22 protein-coding genes, 1 rRNA gene and 1 other RNA gene are annotated in these 18738 nt (G+C 37.4%); 22 read left to right on the top strand and 2 right to left on the bottom strand.

Going from position 1 to position 18738, the window contains the following annotated elements:
- Positions 1-119 precede the first annotated feature (119 nt).
- The gene (locus D8Q48_RS15990; protein WP_330514741.1) at positions 120-302 is read right to left on the bottom strand and encodes a hypothetical protein; all 183 of its coding nucleotides are present in this window, start codon (positions 300-302) and stop codon (positions 120-122) included.
- A gap of 134 nt (positions 303-436) precedes the next feature.
- Here D8Q48_RS15990 and D8Q48_RS15995 point away from each other — a divergent pair, with 134 nt between their 5' ends.
- The 18 genes from D8Q48_RS15995 to smpB all read left to right on the top strand — a co-directional run bounded on the left by D8Q48_RS15995 (position 437) and on the right by smpB (position 16264).
- Complete coding sequence (locus D8Q48_RS15995; protein WP_121057210.1) at positions 437-1357, top strand: hypothetical protein; 921 nt, start codon at positions 437-439, stop codon at positions 1355-1357.
- An 85-nt stretch (positions 1358-1442) separates the two neighbouring features.
- Positions 1443-1769 (top strand): hypothetical protein, encoded by a 327-nt coding sequence (locus D8Q48_RS16000; protein ID WP_243116328.1) that lies wholly within the window; start codon positions 1443-1445, stop codon positions 1767-1769.
- 119 nt (positions 1770-1888) lie between these two features.
- On the top strand, positions 1889-2089 hold the full coding sequence (locus D8Q48_RS16005) for a 4Fe-4S binding protein (protein ID WP_028086469.1): 201 nt from the start codon (positions 1889-1891) through the stop codon (positions 2087-2089).
- The gene (locus D8Q48_RS16010; protein ID WP_121057214.1) at positions 2086-2670 is read left to right on the top strand and encodes a 4Fe-4S binding protein; all 585 of its coding nucleotides are present in this window, start codon (positions 2086-2088) and stop codon (positions 2668-2670) included. Before D8Q48_RS16005 ends, D8Q48_RS16010 begins: the two co-directional genes overlap by 4 nt.
- Before the next feature lie 98 nt (positions 2671-2768).
- Positions 2769-3542, top strand: a complete 774-nt coding sequence (locus D8Q48_RS16015) for a NifB/NifX family molybdenum-iron cluster-binding protein (protein ID WP_121057216.1) — start codon at positions 2769-2771, stop codon at positions 3540-3542.
- A 333-nt stretch (positions 3543-3875) separates the two neighbouring features.
- On the top strand, positions 3876-4199 hold the full coding sequence (locus D8Q48_RS16020; protein WP_121057219.1) for a thioredoxin family protein: 324 nt from the start codon (positions 3876-3878) through the stop codon (positions 4197-4199).
- Positions 4200-4214: 15 nt separating this feature from the next.
- Positions 4215-5138 (top strand): thioredoxin-disulfide reductase, encoded by a 924-nt coding sequence (trxB, locus tag D8Q48_RS16025; RefSeq protein ID WP_121057220.1) that lies wholly within the window; start codon positions 4215-4217, stop codon positions 5136-5138.
- A gap of 267 nt (positions 5139-5405) precedes the next feature.
- Complete coding sequence (locus tag D8Q48_RS16030; RefSeq protein WP_121057222.1) at positions 5406-5951, top strand: sigma factor-like helix-turn-helix DNA-binding protein; 546 nt, start codon at positions 5406-5408, stop codon at positions 5949-5951.
- A 244-nt stretch (positions 5952-6195) separates the two neighbouring features.
- Positions 6196-6378 carry a hypothetical protein gene (locus D8Q48_RS16035; protein WP_055057332.1) on the top strand — a complete coding sequence of 61 codons (183 nt, stop codon included), beginning with the start codon at positions 6196-6198 and terminating at the stop codon, positions 6376-6378.
- A 153-nt stretch (positions 6379-6531) separates the two neighbouring features.
- Positions 6532-6897, top strand: coding sequence for a type II toxin-antitoxin system PemK/MazF family toxin (locus D8Q48_RS16040; RefSeq protein WP_008707680.1), 366 nt, complete (start codon positions 6532-6534; stop codon positions 6895-6897).
- A gap of 56 nt (positions 6898-6953) precedes the next feature.
- Positions 6954-7220, top strand: coding sequence for a DUF6870 family protein (locus D8Q48_RS16045; protein WP_118142741.1), 267 nt, complete (start codon positions 6954-6956; stop codon positions 7218-7220).
- Positions 7221-7366: 146 nt separating this feature from the next.
- On the top strand, positions 7367-9004 hold the full coding sequence (locus tag D8Q48_RS16050; RefSeq protein ID WP_121057224.1) for a recombinase family protein: 1638 nt from the start codon (positions 7367-7369) through the stop codon (positions 9002-9004).
- On the top strand, positions 9004-10734 hold the full coding sequence (locus D8Q48_RS16055; RefSeq protein WP_121057226.1) for a recombinase family protein: 1731 nt from the start codon (positions 9004-9006) through the stop codon (positions 10732-10734). The genes D8Q48_RS16050 and D8Q48_RS16055 overlap by 1 nt, the downstream gene beginning before the upstream one ends.
- Positions 10713-12320: a recombinase family protein gene (locus D8Q48_RS16060; protein ID WP_130647852.1), complete on the top strand. Its 1608-nt coding sequence runs from the start codon at positions 10713-10715 to the stop codon at positions 12318-12320. Before D8Q48_RS16055 ends, D8Q48_RS16060 begins: the two co-directional genes overlap by 22 nt.
- Positions 12321-12360: 40 nt before the next feature.
- Positions 12361-13182, top strand: coding sequence for a phosphopyruvate hydratase (locus tag D8Q48_RS16065; RefSeq protein WP_347562312.1), 822 nt, complete (start codon positions 12361-12363; stop codon positions 13180-13182).
- A gap of 72 nt (positions 13183-13254) precedes the next feature.
- A complete protein-coding gene (gene secG, locus D8Q48_RS16070; protein ID WP_117992132.1) occupies positions 13255-13497 on the top strand; it encodes a preprotein translocase subunit SecG in 243 nt (80 codons plus the stop codon).
- Between the two features lie 121 nt (positions 13498-13618).
- Positions 13619-15766, top strand: coding sequence for a ribonuclease R (gene rnr, locus D8Q48_RS16075; RefSeq protein WP_121057228.1), 2148 nt, complete (start codon positions 13619-13621; stop codon positions 15764-15766).
- Between the two features lie 36 nt (positions 15767-15802).
- Positions 15803-16264, top strand: coding sequence for an SsrA-binding protein SmpB (smpB, locus tag D8Q48_RS16080; RefSeq protein WP_117992130.1), 462 nt, complete (start codon positions 15803-15805; stop codon positions 16262-16264).
- Between the two features lie 107 nt (positions 16265-16371).
- Here the strand turns inward: smpB and ssrA are convergent.
- Positions 16372-16716, bottom strand: a transfer-messenger RNA (tmRNA) gene (gene ssrA / locus D8Q48_RS16085).
- A gap of 182 nt (positions 16717-16898) precedes the next feature.
- Between ssrA and D8Q48_RS16090 the strand changes: the two genes are divergently transcribed.
- The 4 genes from D8Q48_RS16090 to D8Q48_RS16100 all read left to right on the top strand — a co-directional run.
- Positions 16899-17720, top strand: a complete 822-nt coding sequence (locus D8Q48_RS16090; protein WP_121057233.1) for a zinc dependent phospholipase C family protein — start codon at positions 16899-16901, stop codon at positions 17718-17720.
- A 31-nt stretch (positions 17721-17751) separates the two neighbouring features.
- Positions 17752-17883, top strand: a complete 132-nt coding sequence (locus D8Q48_RS17845; RefSeq protein WP_279230742.1) for a hypothetical protein — start codon at positions 17752-17754, stop codon at positions 17881-17883.
- Positions 17849-18157 (top strand): thioredoxin, encoded by a 309-nt coding sequence (gene trxA / locus D8Q48_RS16095; RefSeq protein WP_117992129.1) that lies wholly within the window; start codon positions 17849-17851, stop codon positions 18155-18157. Before D8Q48_RS17845 ends, trxA begins: the two co-directional genes overlap by 35 nt.
- A 495-nt stretch (positions 18158-18652) precedes the next feature.
- A 16S ribosomal RNA gene (locus D8Q48_RS16100) occupies positions 18653-18738 on the top strand; the annotation flags it as partial.

Consider the following 18738-nt stretch of genomic DNA (forward strand, 5'->3'; position numbering starts at 1 on the left):
GAAGACGTACAATCTTCTTTTTGAATTCTGATGTGTAACTTTGTGGCATAAGTAGATACCTCTTTCCTTTATGAGATTAATTATATCTTATTAGCCACTACTGTTACAACTATAGTTTATCATAACAGTATGTAAGTTCGAAGCTGCCCGGATTTAACCAGTAATAATCCAGTACAGTCCAGGTTTCCATTGTGAATGATCGTTCCTTTTTTTACATCCCGCGTGATTAAATTGTCTGAAATTAGTTTTTTCTGTGCTGTATTTAAGTCATTCCATGGTGGAAAATAATTTTCGAAGCTCATAGCAGTCATCTCCTTTACGAACATAGTATACTTGCTTTTTTAAGATGCGTCAATTAAATAATTGACATATGCCATAAATAAAAATATACTGACTATAGTACATGACGGTTGTAAATATGAGGGAGGGATAAATAATGCATGGAGATGTCAGTTTTACATTTTTGGACCGAATTGAAGAAGTAGAACTGAATATTGTAGATGGACGATGGCAGTCTGCACTGGCATTGGCATTGACTTTGCCAGATATTTGTGGAGGTATTGCTTTCCCGGAAATTGTTAAACATTATCGAGATGGTCGGGTTATGCTGGATCGGCAAAAAAATCCGACTCGGGATGTGGGAACCCAGTATATCCGTTGGTTTGATGAATATGCAGGGGATCACTTTAAACTATCTCAATCCGATGAAAAGCCATATATTTGCGGAGAACGCTGTTGGCAGCTTCGGTGTGAATATCTTCATCAAAACAAAGGATTTTTAAATGATGAAAATAATATACACTTTCATCTTGGATTGAACTGTGGAATGTCAGTTTGTCAGTTGGACAGTATGAACATACAGGAGAACAGGATCGATATTCGTATAGACATAGAACATTTTTGTCTGAGAATGTGCAAGGCAGCAAAGAGCTACTATGATAAAGTTAATTTGGAAAAAGACTTTAGTCTCTATAACACACCAGTTTTGGATTTTATTCAGGTAACACAAAAAAAGAAAGATGCTTCTATTATTGCACTGATTTGTGGCAATGAACACTATGCAAAAGGATTAAAAGAAGCATTGCAGTTTATTTCAGAGCAGATCATGCTGTTTTACACACCGGAAAGCGCTAAAACAAAATTAGGAAAACATAAGCCGGATCTTTGGATTGTTACCGAAGATATGACGAGCCAACCGAATCAGCCATGGCGTGCTGACAGGACAACACCTGTAATTATAATCACAGGAAATCCTGATGCTGTTGAAATTAAAAAGAATTCAGGAAAACTAACTGTTCTTTCTATGCCATTATCAATAGTTGATTTGCGGAAAAACGTCGAAATATATGTGTCGTGAGGAGAAGTTTATGCTGTACATAATACTATTATTTGCATTCATAGTTATATATTTGATGATGCTTATGCGGAGACAGAAAGATAAGATGAGCGAAATTAAAATACAAATGGATCAACTGCAGGCACAACATGATGAATTGCAGAAAGAAAGGGATCAGTTACTAGAACAGATGAATCATCTGGAAGAGCAACGAGAACACTTGCAAATACAAACAGACCAGGCATTTCGGAGGGCTGATGAAATTGAGAAAATTTGCGATGAGATATGGCATCATGCTAATACCATCCACCTTTATTCTTCGTTAGCTGAAGAAGAAAGCAAATCTATAACAATGAAAGAAAAACAAAAAGTAATTATTAGAACAACCGAGGAGATTCTAAACATCATATATAAATATAAAGGTAATGTATAATAAAAATATGTCATTCTAGTTATTAGCGTTCAAGGTAAATTCTTATGTAATAATGTCACAGAAGGATTTACCTTTTTCAGGTACAATAGAGATACAAAATTTGAAAGGGGAACAAAGCATTGGCAAAAAGAGTGGCAAGTGTCGATAAAAAAAGATGTGTTGCCTGCGGAGTATGTGAAAATACTTGTCCGCTGGCAGCGGCCAAAGTTTACCATGGATGTTATGCTGTGGTAGAAGAAACAGTGTGTGTAGGATGTGGAAAATGTGCAAAGTCCTGTCCGGCAGGTTGTATTGAAATGAAAGAGAGGACAGCGATGTGAAGAAAAAGAAACATTGGTATGATTATTTATGGATATGGGCGATCCTTTATTTTGCTCTCGGTTTTTTTAATGTTTTGTTCGCTTGGTTTGGGATGATTGATTTCCTGTTGCCGTTAGGAATAGCAATATTCGGTGAAAATAAATTTTTCTGTAATCATTTGTGTGGACGTGGCCAGCTTTTTAGTAAGCTTGGTGGAGATTTAAAATGCTCAAGAAATAAACCAACCCCGCGATGGATGAGTTCAAAATGGTTCCGATACGGCTTTTTGATATTTTTCCTTACAATGTTTGGAAATATGGTATTTCAGACATATTTAGTTGGTGCCGGAGCATCCTCCTTGCGTGAAGCCATCAAATTATTCTGGACCTTCCGTGTTCCGTGGGGATGGACATACACTGCCGGAACAGTAGCTGATTGGGTGGCACAGTTTAGTTTTGGATTTTATAGTTTAATGCTTACATCTTTGTTGTTAGGGTTGATTGTAATGGTGTTATATAAGCCACGAACCTGGTGTACATTTTGTCCAATGGGAACAATGACGCAGGGTATCTGTAAATTAAAAAATAATGAAAAGAAGTAATACTATAAGGTGATTCATAAAAGGCATATGTCAAAAACATTATTGACATATGCCTTTTATAGGACTATTATATAAGAAAAGCGAGAAAGGAGCAGTTTATGCCGAGACCAGTAAAATGCAGAAAAGTCTGCCATTTCCCCAATGTTTTAGAATTTCTTCCGGCAGATGATACGGAGAAAAAAACACCCATTGTTCTGACGGTAGATGAGTACGAGACAATCCGTCTTTTGGACAAGAAAGGTTATAGTCAGGAGCAGTGTGCAGTATCTATGCAGATCGCAAGAACGACGGTCCAGCGGATTTACGAGATTGCCCGGAAGAAAATAGCAGATGCACTTATTGACGGACATCCGCTCAGAATTGAGGGCGGGGATTTCAGAATCTGTGACGGTCAGAGCGGCAACTGCAGCTTTGGAGGATGTTACAAACAGGAAATTTACAAAAAATATGCAGCAGAAAAAGGAGAAGGTATTATGAGAATAGCAGTAACATATGAAAATGGACAGATTTTCCAGCACTTTGGACACACAGAGACATTTAAGATTTACGATGTAGAGGAAGGAAAAGTAGTACATTCAGAAGTAGTAGATACGAATGGAAGCGGACATGGCGCATTGGCAGGAGTTCTTAATGCATTGAACGCAGATATTTTGATCTGTGGCGGAATCGGAGGCGGTGCACAGACAGCGTTAGCGGCGGCCGGTATTAAGCTTTTCGGAGGAGTTTCCGGAGATGCGGATAAAGCAGTAGAAGCTTTTATCAATGAAACACTTGATTATAATCCGGATGTTAAGTGTTCTCACCATGAGCATAACCACGGGGAAGGACATACATGTGGCGAGCATGGATGTGGAAGCCACAGCTGCCATTAAGAAGAATAGCAAAAAATAATAGTACGAAAGGATGTGCCAAGGTAATCTAGAAGTTACCGCAGCACATCCTTTTGTGTTATGTGATTCTCATATTGATTATTTCTTACTTGCCGAAAATAATGAATTGAACGTATAATACTCCCATCTTTTTGTAACTGTCAAAGATGAGAGTATACTTAATTTATTGAGAAGAGTCAATTATATAACTGACATATGCTGTAAATAGAAGTAAAAAAGCGTAATAAAGTAAATCAACTTTTCTGTGATATCATCACGGAAGCAAGCACTTATTTGGGGTATATTAAGTTCAAATAGGAGAAGGAGTTGAAAAATATGACAACTATAAATATAAAAAAAGAAAAGTTTGGACAATTAATTCATAAGGAAAAACCGGTTTTGGTTGATTTCTGGGCACCGTGGTGTGGTTATTGCCGTAGAATTGGAGCAGCTTATGAAAAAATAAGTGAAGAATACAGCGATATACTTGTTGCTGGAAAAGTAAATATTGATGAAGAACCGCAGATTGCAGAAGCTGAAAAGATTGAGGTGATTCCTACGCTGGTTTTATATCGAAATGGAAAGGCAGTAGATTCTATTGTTGCACCTGAATCAAAAATAATGATAGAGAATTTTATTAATGAAGCATTGGAAAAATAAAAGGAGGACTGCTGTATGAATGAAAATCATGTTTACGATATGATTATCGTGGGGGGAGGACCTGGAGGGTATACTTCAGCATTATACGCAGCCAGAGCAGGATTTGATACCATTGTTTTAGAAAAATTATCTGCAGGTGGTCAGATGTCATTGACCTGGCAGATTGATAACTATCCTGGTTTTGAAAATGGAATTGACGGATTTTCATTGGCAGAGAAAATGCAAAAACAGGCGGAAAAATTTGGCGCTAAAAGTGAATATGCTGAAGTTTTTAATATGGATTTAACAGGAAAGCTTAAGAGAGTAGAAACTAGTTCGGGAATTTATATTGGGAAAACAGTAGTGATTGCTACTGGAGCAAATCCAAGAGAACTTGGTCTCGCTAAAGAAAAAGAATTGATAGGTCATGGGGTTGCTTATTGTGCCTCCTGTGATGGTATGTTTTATAAAGATAAGATCGTGGTGGTTGTTGGTGGTGGAAATTCTGCTGTATCAGATGCTGTTCTTTTAAGTCGAATTGCTAAGAAAGTCATCATTGTTCATCGAAGAGATACATTACGTGCAACGAAAATCTACCATGACCAGCTGATGAAAACTGAAAATATAGAGTTTCGATGGAACAATACAGTAAATGAACTGATTTATGGAGAACGATTGACTGGTGTGCGGTTGAAAGATACAGTTACAGGAGTAGAAAACATTATAGAATGTGACGGCCTGTTTGTGAGTATAGGAAGAAAACCGACAACAGATTTTTTAGATAATCAGATAGAACTGGATAATAAAGGATATATTGTGGCAGGTGAAAACACTGAAACGAGTATTCCGGGTGTTTATGCTGTAGGAGATGTCAGAACAAAGTTACTTCGTCAGATAGTAACAGCAGTGGCAGATGGTGCTATGGCAGTACATATGGCAGAAGAGTATGTGGAGAAATAATAATCAGAATTTGAATAGTGAACTTTTTATACTGAAATATGTACGATTTCAATAATGACATGAACTTATGGGAACGTATTGCGGATACTTTGTGAACTTTATCCTGATACAATGATTATGCTGATGAAAGAAGGCATAGATAACTGAATACAAGAAAGAGACGAAAGCCTCAGTAGTTAAGAAAAAACTACTGGGGCTTTTTTTCGTGCCTAAATTTTTCAGCCAATAACTGCGGGCGTATCCCGGCAGGATAAAGGCGGAGCAGGCATGATTCTAAACAGAGGTCCGCCTTTTGGATTTGAAACGAGCAACAAGATTTCAAATTCAGGAGGAACGGACATGTATATTGAACACCCATATTTTTATGAAGGAAAGTATTACGCAAATATTGATGGAGAAATGATCGAGGTTACAAAAGAAGTTGCGTATGCGATGAACAATTTTTACAGAAGCAGCAAGGCAAAAAAAGTTGAGATTAAGAACGAACGGGGTGAGGTCGTGGATAAGATGCTGCGGGAGGTACCTTACAGCGGTCAGTCCATTGATGGAGAAGGCTTCATGATTGAGGATTTTCCAGATCTGAACTGTGATGTGGAGCACTGTGTACTGACAAAAATGGAACAGCAGGATATTCACAAAGTGATCAATCAGCTGAACTCAGAGGAACGCATGATTATTTATGGCATTTTTTTTGAAAACAAGACACAGACACAGATGGCGGAGATTATGGGGATTTCCAGACAGATGCTGTCATACAAGCTGAAATCCACTCTTAATAAGATGCGTGAAATGTATATGAATAAATTTTTTTAAAAATTTTTCAAAATCTTTTGCATCTGCCAAAGTCATTTGACTTTAGTAATTAGAGGAAGTTAAAGGACTTCCTAAAATGAACCATGATAACTGAATATCCAATAATAACTGACGTGACATTTCATGCAGAGAGCACGAGGAAGATGCCCGCTATAGGATTATAAGACAAAACCAAGATTTTTAGTTCAGTCTGTAATGCTGCGAAAAAGCACTGACCGAAGCCAGCTGGCAGGCTGGTGATGCGATGATATGTATGAGATGCGATACACTTGCAGATCCTGAGAAGTCTGTAACTGGTAAACCTATGAACTGCTGGAGCCTGGAAACGAGAGTTTTCGGGTTGTGGTCCGGAGTATGCATTCGGGCAGGTTATTATTCCCTTCCTGCTTATGCAGGAGTAACGATTCGGGGTATCGAGGATAAATAGAATCGAGCGAGCACTGTTTAATAATCAAATTGGCTATAGAGGTTATGCGGCAGAGCTTTCCTTATGGGAAAGAAACTCTGCCGTATTCCTGTGGAGCCAATATAGCGCTATGGATGCTTTACAAATAAAAATAATAGATTGGAGAGAGGACAAATGACAATCCGCAGAGGAGATATTTTATGGGCAGATCTCGGTATGTTTCCTACAACATCTGTTCAGGGTGGTGTAAGACCGGTGATCGTAGTGAGCAATAATAAAGCCAATACATACAGTTCAGTCATAACGGTAGTTCCGCTGACATCAAGAATATATAAGAAACGGTATTTGCCAACACATGTATTTATCAGTAAATATGATATGACGGGAATCCGAAAAGGAAGTTTGGCACTGGCTGAACAGGTTATGAGCATTTCTACGAAATGTATTATTGAGAAATGCGGAAGAGTGAACAAGTGGAGCCTGGATCGGGTACTGAAAGCAGTACAGATTCAGATGGGAATGGAAGAGAAGACTACATAGCTGTTACGAATATTTATTTTCGATAATGGTAACTATAGGAAAAGGAGGCGATGTCCATGACAGCAGTTGAAAGATTAGAAGCATTGAAAACGGTTGATATCAAAGAGATTGACCGAGATAGTTTGCCAAAGTACAAGGATTTGATTTCAGAGCTGGATAGCAGGAAAAGCAATAAGATGGAAGTGTTGCTTAATCACTCTGATAACCCTTATGTATATGAAGATATGGGCTATGTTGTAAAAAGTGTTTTTAATGCAGCAGCTTCCCTTTCCTATATAGACTGTACAAAACAGCTTGTAGCAAAGAAAGCTGGATTGGCATAAGGGCATAAGGAAATAACTGGAACAACAAAATTTCATATTCACACAGAAGACGAAGTGTGCTATAATGCTAACAGGACTAAATTTGAATAGAGCACTTCTATTTAAGGGTTCTGTTTTGGCAGAATCTTTGGATAGGAGTGTTTTTTATGCAAAAAAATATCTGGATAGCAGCCAAGTACCTTCGTCTCAGTATTGAGGACGGAGATAAGGCTGAAAGTGAATCTATTGTAAATCAGTCAATTTTGATTGATAGCTATATGAAATCGACGTCTGATATTACTATTGTTGAGACATTTAAAGATGATGGTTTTTCAGGTACAGATTTTAATCGACCTGGTTTTCAGGCAATGCTCAAAGCAATTGAAAATAAGGAAATCAACTGTATCATTGTAAAAGACTTGTCTCGATTCGGTAGAGAGCATATAGATGTAGATCGGTATATTCAAAAAGTGTTCCCACAACTGGGGGTACGCTTTATAGCAATCAACGATAATTATGATTCTGAAACAGCAAATATTACAGATACACATCTTGTGTTACCGGTAAAATCATTTGTCAATGACACGTATTGCAGACAGAATTCTCAAAAAGTAAGGAGCCACTTGAGTGCAAAAAGAAATATTGGAGAATATGTGGGAAATTACGTGTCATATGGGTATAAAAAGTGTGATACTGATAAAAGTCAGATAGAAATTGATCCGGTTGCTGCAAAGCATGTAAGAGATATTTTTAACTGGAAGATGGAGGGCATGAGCAATCAGCTGATTGCAGATAAACTAAATGAACTGGGAGTTCTTGCACCGGCTGATTACAAACGTGCGACCGGAGTAAACTTCAAATCGTCATTTCAGACACATCTGACATCCAGGTGGTCAGCAGTAGCAATTATCCGTATTTTAAAGAATCCAATCTACTACGGAGTGCTTCAACAGGGAAAATCCCAAAGAATTAACTATAAAGTTAAGGTGCAGAGGGCATTGCCAAAGGAAGAATGGGTAATTTTTGAAAATCATCATGAAGGTATCGTTACAAAAGAAGAATATGAAACAGTTCAGATGTTACTTGCAAAGGATACCAGGATAGCACCCGGAGAAAACAGACTTTACTTGTTTGGTGGGTTATTATCCTGTGGAGACTGTGGAAGTAACTTGATCCGCCGAACTAACAGTTATAAAGGAGAAAAGACAGTTTTTTATATCTGTTCTTCTTACAATAAAAAGAAGGATCAATGCTCCAGGCATAGCATCAGAGAAGATGTGCTGATTCAGCTGGTGATGGATTCTTTGAAGATGTACAGTAAGATGACGGATGCCATACGAAGTGCAGTAGAGTATTTGAAAGAGAACTCTTTGGATACACAGACGTTGATACAGCATGATGACCAGATACTTGAATTACGAAACAAAGTCAATAAATATTATAAGTTGTTACATTCATTATCGGGAAATCTTGCGTCAGGAGTTATTTCTAGGGAAGATTACGCTTTGCTTAGAGAACGGTATCAGACAGAAATTAAAAGTCTGGAAAGCAATATTGAAAAGCAGGAAGAGTATATGGAAGATCTCCTTGAAAATAAATTGCTGTGCGAAGAATGGGTGAACACATTTCTTGAAAAACCGTCTTTGGGAGATCTTGACAGGGATATGCTTCTTCAGTATGTGGAAAAAATAAATGTATTTGAAGGGAAAAAAATAGAGATTGTTTACCGCTTCCAAGATGAACTGGTAACAGCTGCAAGACTGGCAGAACAGATTGGAAAAACAAAACAGGAGGTGGCTGTATAATGGCAAGAACAAGAAATCGCCAGATGAAACAGGCTGAAGCAATCGTACAGGCATCACCGCAGAAAATCTGGAAAGCCGGTATTTATACCAGAATATCTGTAGATATCAACGGTGAGAAGAGAGAATCACTGGAGACACAGAAACTGATTGCTCTTTCTTACGCAGAATCTCGTCCAGATATTGAAGTTGTAAAGTTTTATAAGGATGACGGTATATCAGGTACAAAATTTGATCGAGATGATTTTGTAAGAATGCTTGGTGACATCAAATCAAAAGAAATAAATACGGTCATAGTAAAGGATTTATCACGATTTGGTCGAGATTTGGAAGAAGTATCAAAATACCTGGAAAAAATATTTCCATTTATGCAAGTGCGTTTTATATCAGTCAATGATAACTATGACAGTATCAGTCCAGAATGTGACAATCAGATGCTCGGAATCATGATATCGAATCTTGCAAATGATATGTATGCAAAAGATGCATCGCTAAAGAGTTCCGGTACGATGAAAATTAGAATGGAATCTGGAGAATATTGTGGAGGAGATGCTCCTTATGGATACAAAAGAGCTACAGATGAAAAAGGTAATCCTACTACGGTTCCAGATGTATTGACAGCACCCTATGTTGTGAAAATATTTGAAAAGCTTCTTGCAGGACAATCATATCTGGGTATTTCTCGAGAATTTAACGAAATGTTGCTTACACCTCCAAGATTATATGCGAGAACTGGGAAGTTATTCTTGAATAGTCTTCAGGAGGCTGAAACACATTGGTGTGCATCTACAATTAAAAGAATTGCAGAGAACAGGCATTATCTAGGGAATACTTATACGCACAAAACCAGAACATCGCTTCTTATAAGTGAGAAGAATACAATTTTGGACAAGAGCGAATGGAATATGCATGAAAATACGCATAAGGCACTGATCAGTGAGGAAGTTTTTGAAAAAGTACAGGAGATTATTCAAGTGAAACAGAAAAATGCTGTACCTAAAAAAGATCTTAGTCAGATTGTTACACATGGTAAGCAGGATAATAAATATATTGGTATTATTTTTTGCGGTGAATGTGGAGCAAAAATGACAAGAAGATATTCCAGAAAGGAAAAAAATGGCATTTTATATTATCATTATTATTATATATGTGGTAATTATGCGACAGTATCCAAGGATAGTTACAGTTGTAATCGCTGGAAAGAAGAGGTTATAGATGAGTTGGTGTATCATGCAATCTTAAAGCAATTAAAGGCTATATGCAATATCAAAATACAACTGGAAAGGTTTAATGATGACTATTATGATGTGTACAGAAGGTATTTGAACAAAGAACACAGCAAGATAGTGCAAATGAATAAGAAAAATGAGTCAAAGCGTCTTGAATTTTATGAGCAGTATGTTTCAGGTAAAATTGATGCGGATGAATATCAACGTATGATTGAAAGAGTGTCCGTAGTTGAAAAAGAGCTGCTTGCAAGACAAAAAGAAATAGAAAAAAGCAGTAAAATGACAGAAAAGCTGTGTAAAAAGAACTATTTATGGCTTTCAGAATTTACTAAAGGCATAAATACAGAATACCTTACAAAAGAGAGTGTATCTGCTTATATAAATAAAATAACATTATATGAAGATAAAAGAATTGAAATTGAATTCAAACTTCAGGACGAATTGCTGGAATTGGCAAAAAAATTGGAAGAGGGGGTGGTTAGATGTCAAATGATAAGTGCGTAGTAAAATACTTGAGATTATCTCTGGAAGATGATGATATACTGGATGAATCTAATAGTATTACAAATCAAAGAATTGTAATAGGGCAATACATAGCCAGTAAAAATGAGTTCAAAAATGCGGAAGTGTTAGAATTCAAAGATGATGGCTATAGTGGAACAAATTTCGAACGCCCAGGATTTCAAAGTATGATGGAATTAGTAAGGGACGGACAAGTCAGCACAATTATAGTGAAAGATCTCTCACGATTCGGCAGGAATCATATAGAGGTTGACACATATCTGGAGCAGATTTTTCCATTTCTGAATGTGAGATTTATAGCAATCAATGATAATGTTGATAGTATGAAATATGAATCTGGTATGCCGGGAATAGATGTTGGTTTCAGAAATATTATCAACGAACATCATAGCATTGATACTTCCGTTAAAGTAAAAAAGACTTTGTTACAGCGTCAGAAAGCAGGAAAGTATATGGGTGCCAGAGCACCATATGGATACTTGAAGCCTGATGAAGATGTGACGAGTCTCGTGATCAATCCGGAAACGGCACCTGTTGTGAGGATGATATTTCAGAAATATCTCGAGGGAATGAATATCACTCAGCTGGCACGTTATCTGAATGAGCAGAAAATTATGAGCCCGGGTCAATATAAAAGAGAAGTTCTGAAAACTGGTGTAAAGAAAACAACAGAAAAATATATCTGGTATCCGGTAACTGTAAGACTGATACTGATGACAGAAACGTATACGGGAACTACGATTGGCGGTAAATGGAAAGTTGCTTCAGTAGGAAGTAATAAGCATTTGAAAACAAAAGAAGAAGACTGGATCGTGGTTGAAGGTACCCATGAAGCGATTGTTTCTAAAGAAACATTTGATGCTGTACAGAAAAAGTTGGAACTAAATTCCAGAAAGAGGAGCAAAACTCACAATAATAATTATCCGCTGAAAGGATTGGTAAAATGTGGGGGATGCGGTCAGAATCTACAGCATGTAACCAGATGCAATCCGCACTTTAAGTGCCCAAGGAAATTTAATACGGCAAATAAAGATTGTGTAACAGACAATTTATATGATGACGAGTTCAATGAGATGATTTTCAGGGCGATAAAGCTGTTTGCAAAGATCAGTGATGATGCTGAACCGGTACTCGAATTACAGAAAGCAGAATTAAAATCAAAAGTGAATGAAGCTGCAAAGAATATTCGAAACTCCAAAGACAGTATTAGCAGATACAAGCACCAGAAAACGGAACTATATATGCGATATGCAATGGAAGAAATCTCAGAAGAAGAGTTCACCAGAAAAAATGACAGGCTGGATAAACAAATTGAGAAAGAGACCTTAGCGATAGCACAAATAGAGATAGAACAGAGTGAAGCGGCTGAACGGTTATTTGAACTACCACCAGATGGCAGGCAGTGTCTGACAGATTTGATTGAAGGAAATGAGCAATTAACCAGAGAGATAGCAGTAACTTTTATTCGTGGTATCAAGGTATATAATGATAAGCGAATAGAAATTGAATGGAATTTTGCTGATGAACTGGTAAAGTATGTAGAGCAGGCACAGAAAATCTACAGTTAAAATGCTGTTGGACAAATTACAAAAATTTTGTGTCATTAGCTTGACACAAGGGGGTGTACATGCAGATAATACATTGGATATACAAGAGTTTATGATCGTGCCGGTTGGAGCGGATGATTTCAGCGAAGGGCTTAGAATGTGTGCAGAAATTTACCAGGAATTAAAAGCTTTATTGAAAAAGCAGGGGCTTAGCACAGCAGTTGGGGATGAAGGCGGGTTTGCACCTGACCTTCCGGATTCAAAAACTGCATTGCAGTATTTGAAACAGGCGGTGCAACTGGCAGGATATCGGATGGGAAAAGATATTAGGATTGCACTGGATATTGCAGCATCAGAATTATATAATTCTGATTTTAAGACATATGAATTTCCGGGGGAAAGTAAAATGTGTGGGAAAAAAGTCATCCGTTCTGCAGAAGAGCTGATAGATTATTACGAAGAATTGATGCAGGAATTTCCGATTTGTTCGATAGAAGATCCACTGGATGAGGAAGATTGGGAAGGATGGGAATTGCTGACGGTCCGATTGGGACGGGATGTACAGTTGGTAGGGGACGATCTCTTTGTGACCAATGTAGAACGCCTGAGAAAAGGAATCGAAAAAAGTGTTGCAAATGCGATTCTTATCAAAGTAAATCAGATAGGAACGCTGACAGAGGCAATAGAAGCAATTGAAACGGCTCAAAAATCGGGATATCGAGCAATTATATCACACCGCTCAGGTGAGACGGAGGATACAACGATTGCTGACTTAGCTGTAGCGTTTAATACAGGACAGATAAAAACAGGTGCTCCTTGCCGCTCAGAGAGAGTTGCAAAATATAACCGATTGTTGCGAATTCAAGAGGAAGTGGAAAATTAATGTAAAACAGTTGAAATTTGATACAATCTATGCTATAATAAACATCGGTTTATCCGCAGGAGGTGTGAACAAATGGAAATTTTAAAAACAATAATAACCATTATATTTGTAATAGATTGTATCGCATTATCAGCGATTATTTTGCTTCAGGAAGGGAAGTCTGCAGGTCTTGGAACAATCAGTGGGGCAGCAGATTCATATTGGGGACAGAACAAGGGACGTTCTATGGAAGGTGCACTTGTAAAGTCTACAAAGTTCCTGGCAATTTTGTTTATAGTTTTGGCTGTGGTTTTGAACCTCAGTGTATTTAACTAGAGAAGAAGATGACGAAACACTCTATATGCATATATATAGGGTGTTTTTTGTTGTATAAACCCGATAAGCAGCGTTATGTTTGTGTAAGCGGGGATAAGACAGGATTTAGAGGAGAGTTTGAATGAGCAATACATTTGAAAAAAGAAAAAAAGTCATTTACGATTTCATTTGCGATGATTTTTATGTGCCGATGAAGTTTAAAGAAATTGCTATGATCCTTCAGGTTCCAAAAGAACAAAGGGATGAATTAAGGGCAGTCTTAGAAGCTTTAGAACAAGAAGGTAAGATATTTGTTTCCAAGAAAGGCAAGTATGCAAAAGGACAGGCGAAAAGACTGACAGGAACATTTCAATCACACCAGCGTGGTTTTGGATTTGTCATTCGCGAAGGCGAAGAGGAGGATGTTTTTATCTCAGAAGATAATATTAACGGAGCATTTCAGGGAGATGAAGTAGAGTTTGTTATTACAAAAGAGAAAGACAGTCAGGCAGGAAGACGTACTGAAGGAAAAATCGTAAGAATATTGTCACATGGGACAACACGTGTTGTCGGTATGTATGAAAAGTGCAAGAATTTTGGTTTTGTAAGACCGGACAATCAACGTTTGCTTAGTGATATTTATATTCCGGCAGGGAAAGAAAAAGGTGCTGTCAGCGGGCATAAAGTCGTGGTAGAGCTGACATCTTATGGTAGCGAGAATATGAAACCGGAAGGGTATGTAGCGGAAATTATAGGACATATCAACGATCCGGGCACGGATATTATGTCAATTGTGAAATCGTTTGATCTTCCGGTAGAGTTCCCGGAGAAAGTTATGAATCAGGCGGAACGTGTAGGAAAAGACGTAAGTGATGCGGATATGGCAGGACGTAAAGATTTGCGAGACTGGCAGATGGTAACGATTGATGGAGAAGATGCCAAAGATTTGGATGACGCGGTATCATTGACAAAAAAAGGAGACAATTATAAGCTGGGAGTCCATATTGCTGATGTAACAAATTATGTACAGGAGAGAAGTGCGCTGGATCGTGAAGCACTTAAGCGTGGGACAAGTGTTTATCTTGTGAATAAAGTGATTCCTATGCTTCCGCAGAAATTATCAAACGGAGTTTGTTCTTTGAATGAAGGCGAGAATCGTCTTGCACTTAGCTGTATTATGACGGTAAATCCAAAAGGTGAAGTGATTGATCATGAGATTGCAGAAACAGTGATCAATGTTGACAGAAGAATGAGTTATACAAGCGTCGCTAAAATTCTTGAAGAGCATGATGAAAATGAAATTGCAAAATATGAAGAGTTGGTTCCTATGTTTGAATTAATGAAGGAATTGTCTCATATTTTACGTGAACATAGAAGAAAAAGAGGTTCTATTGATTTTGATTTTCCAGAGTCTAAGATGGTATTAGATGAAAATGGTAGACCAATTGATATTAAGCCATATGACAGAAATGTGGCTACAAAGATTATTGAAGATTTTATGTTGCTTGCGAATGAAACCGTTGCGGAAGAATATTTCTGGAGAGAGCTTCCGTTTCTATATAGAACGCATGACACCCCGGATGAAGATAAAATGAAACGTTTGAGTACATTTATCAATAATTTTGGTTATCATATACATGTGGGAAATGAAGTGCGTCCGAAAGAAGTGCAGAAGCTTCTTGGTAAGGTGGAAGGAACACCGGAAGAGGCTCTGATTAGCCGTCTGGCACTTCGTTCTATGAAACAGGCGAAATATACACCGGAGAATTCGGGACATTTCGGACTGGCAGCGAAATATTATACACATTTTACATCTCCAATCCGAAGATATCCAGATTTACAGATTCACCGAATCATCAAGGAAAATATTCGTGGTCGTATGAATGATAAACGCATCGAGCATTATGAAAAAATATTGCCGGAAGTGGCAGTTCAGTCAAGTATGCTGGAACGTCGTGCGGAAGAAGCAGAAAGAGAAACAATCAAACTGAAAAAAGTTGAATATATGCAACAGCGCATCGGAGAAGAGTTTGAAGGCGTAATATCAGGAATTACTAAATGGGGTGCTTATGTGGAACTTCCAAATACGATAGAAGGACTTGTGCATGTGACGAATATGCGAGATGATCATTATGAGTATTGGGAAGAACAGTATGAATTGATTGGCGAAAATACAAGAAATGTATATAAATTAGGTCAGAGCGTGAAAGTGCGCGTGCTGGATGTAGATAAATTGAACCGGACGATTGATTTTGAATTTTGTGACGAGGATGAAGAATACGATTCGTAAATAGAAGTCTTAAAAGGACAGAAAGAGGTTGTGCGTATGGCAGAGAAAAAGCTGATTGCAAATAATAAAAAAGCGTATCATGATTATTTTATTCTGGAAAAATATGAGGCCGGAATTGTATTACATGGAACAGAAGTGAAATCACTGAGAATGGGAAAATGCAGTATCAAAGAAGCGTTTATTCGAATTGAAGATGGTGAGATGTTTATTTATGGAATGCATATTTCACCATATGAAAAAGGAAATATTTTTAATAAAGATCCATTGCGTGTAAGAAAACTGCTTCTTCATAAGAAAGAGATTGATAAGATTTTTGGAAAGATGAAAGAAAAAGGGAATACAGTTGTTCCGTTACAGGTATATTTTAGTGGAAGTCTTGTGAAAGTAGAAATTGGTCTTGCAAAAGGTAAAAAACTTTATGATAAGCGAGATGATATTGCGAAGAAAGATCAGAGACGTGAGGCACAGAGAGACTTTAAAGTGAGAAATCTTGGATAATATTTTCTGAAAAGTTATGCTTGTTTGCGAGAATAAGATTTAAAATATTCTGAAATAAAAATAAGGACGGAGAAAAGTAAATTGTTTTCTTCGTCCTTATTTCTTTTGAATGGACCTGGCGAGAATCGAACTCGCGTCCAAAAACCCATCCCATGTACTTCTACTATCATAGTCAGTTATTTAACATTCCCTCTGCTGTACGAGAACTAACACTCTTACAGGTTCAGTAGCTTCATAATACGCCTATTAACTCAAAGCTTTGCTAATATCGTTTCCCGCATAGTTGATGCCAGATTCCCAAGGTGCGGGTGCCTCGGGGCTGACATGCAGCAATTAGGCTGCAGCTAATTCGAAATTATCGTTAGCGTTTAATTTTAAGTTTGCGATTTGACGCATCGACCTACGGATAGCTTCTCCATCTTCAGAATCCCTGTCGAAACCAGTACAAGCCCAAAAATGAAGTGAAATCATTTTCACGCTTCTTATTCTAATGAAAGGAAATTAGAAAGTCAAGGTACTTATCAGAAAAAATAGAAACTATTTTATAAAAAGGTAATTGATAAAAGATTACATTGCACTTTTTCTGATTCGTGCTAGAATGGGGATGAGAATTGAAGGGAAAGAAGGTATGGATATGCCGACAACATATGCACATTATCAATTCGGAAAAGATGTAATCAGAATATTACCGGGACCGCTTCAAAAAGCAATCGAGAATCATCGAGAACTTTTTGATATCGGATTATATGGACCAGATATCTTTTTTTACTATCGTATTTTTCATAAAAATCGTGTAAATGCGATAGGATATAGAATGCATGAGGAGTATGCAGATACATTTTTTAAACATGCAGCGGAAGTTATTAAGCAGTCTGAAAATAAGAGTGCAGCAAGAGCGTATATATATGGTTTTATTTGTCATTTTGCTTTGGATAGTGAGTGTCACAAATACGTAGAGAAGATGATAGAAATGAGTGGGATTACACATTCTGAGATAGAGATGGAGTTTGACAGAGGATTATTAGTGAAGAACCATCTTGATCCAATGACATTTCTAAGAGCGAGCTGTATTCATCCAACATGGAGAAATGCAGAAGTGATCGCCGAATTCTTTGATGGAGTCAGTGCAAAAGAAATAAGGAAAACATTGAGGTATATGATTCAGTGTGATAAGCTTTTGAATGCACCAAATCCAATAAAACGAAAAGCATTATTTTTCGGAATGAAGGTAATAGGACAATATGAGGGTGTGCACGGTATGGTAATGAGTGAAAATCCGAATCCGGCGTGCAAGAAATATTGCCAGATATTAAAAGGCGTATATAATGGAGCTATTCCGATTGCAGCAAGACTGATAGAACAATATCAAGGGGTGTTGTTTCAGAATAAAGAAATTTCAACAAGATTTCATGAAACATTTGGCGCAGGAGAAAACTGGAAAGAATTACAAGTGTGAAACTCTTGATTTGTCAGTAAAATGTCGTAGAATGAAAGTAATAGTTGCGAAAGATGATGAAAGCGTAGCAAATAATGAAGAGTTCACTTGCAGCGTGTGGCAGCAGGTAGATGAAAAGGAGAATAAGTATGGCGGTAGTAAAATTAACAGCAGAAAATTTTGAACAGGAAGTATTAAAATCAGATAAAACAGTATTGGTAGATTTTTATGCCGATTGGTGTGGACCTTGCAAGATGATGACTCCTGTGATTGAACAGATTTCTAATGAAGAAACAGAGATTAAAGTCGGTAAGATTAATATTGATGAGAATATTGAGATTGCACAAAAGTATAAAGTTATGAGTATTCCGATGTTTATTGCATTTAAGAATGGAGAGGCTGTGGCAAATACATTGGGAGCACAGCCAAAAGAAGCAATATTAAAATTGGTGAAATAACAGTGAGATGAGCGAGGAGACTATCGCTTTAACTCGAAATAAGTTTGCTTTGAGAATTGTTTATAATGTTTGTGTTAAGAGTACAAATTGTCTGAATTGTGCGAAATAAATAAAAAACAAGAAAAACGTTGACAATTACAAATAAGAATGATAAGATAGTCTTCGTCGCTGAGGCAGACCGAGAGGCGCTGAAATGAAGTGACAAAGAAAAATAAAAAAGTTGTTGACAAACGACAAAAGATGTGATAATCTATTAAAGATGTCGCTTGAGACGACAACAAAACAAAGAACATTGATAACTAAACAATAGACAACAGATCCTTGAAAATTTCTTTAAGAGAAAATTTTTTAAGAACGGATGAATACAAATGAGGTTCGGCATTGAGCCGAACGGCTTTCACACTAAATTCGTGAAAAACCTCATTAAGTGTTCAATGCCAAAACAACAGTAAAGGGATAGATTAGCTAGAGTTAATCTTGACTAGAACAAACACTTTTAACGAGAGTTTGATCCTGGCTCAGGATGAACGCTGGCGGCGTGCTTAACACATGCAAGTCGAGCGAAGCACTTTACTTGGATT

Origin of the sequence: Ruminococcus sp. B05 (assembly GCF_003628495.1) — a bacterium.
Classification (GTDB): Bacteria; Bacillota; Clostridia; order Lachnospirales; family Lachnospiraceae; genus Schaedlerella; species Schaedlerella hominis.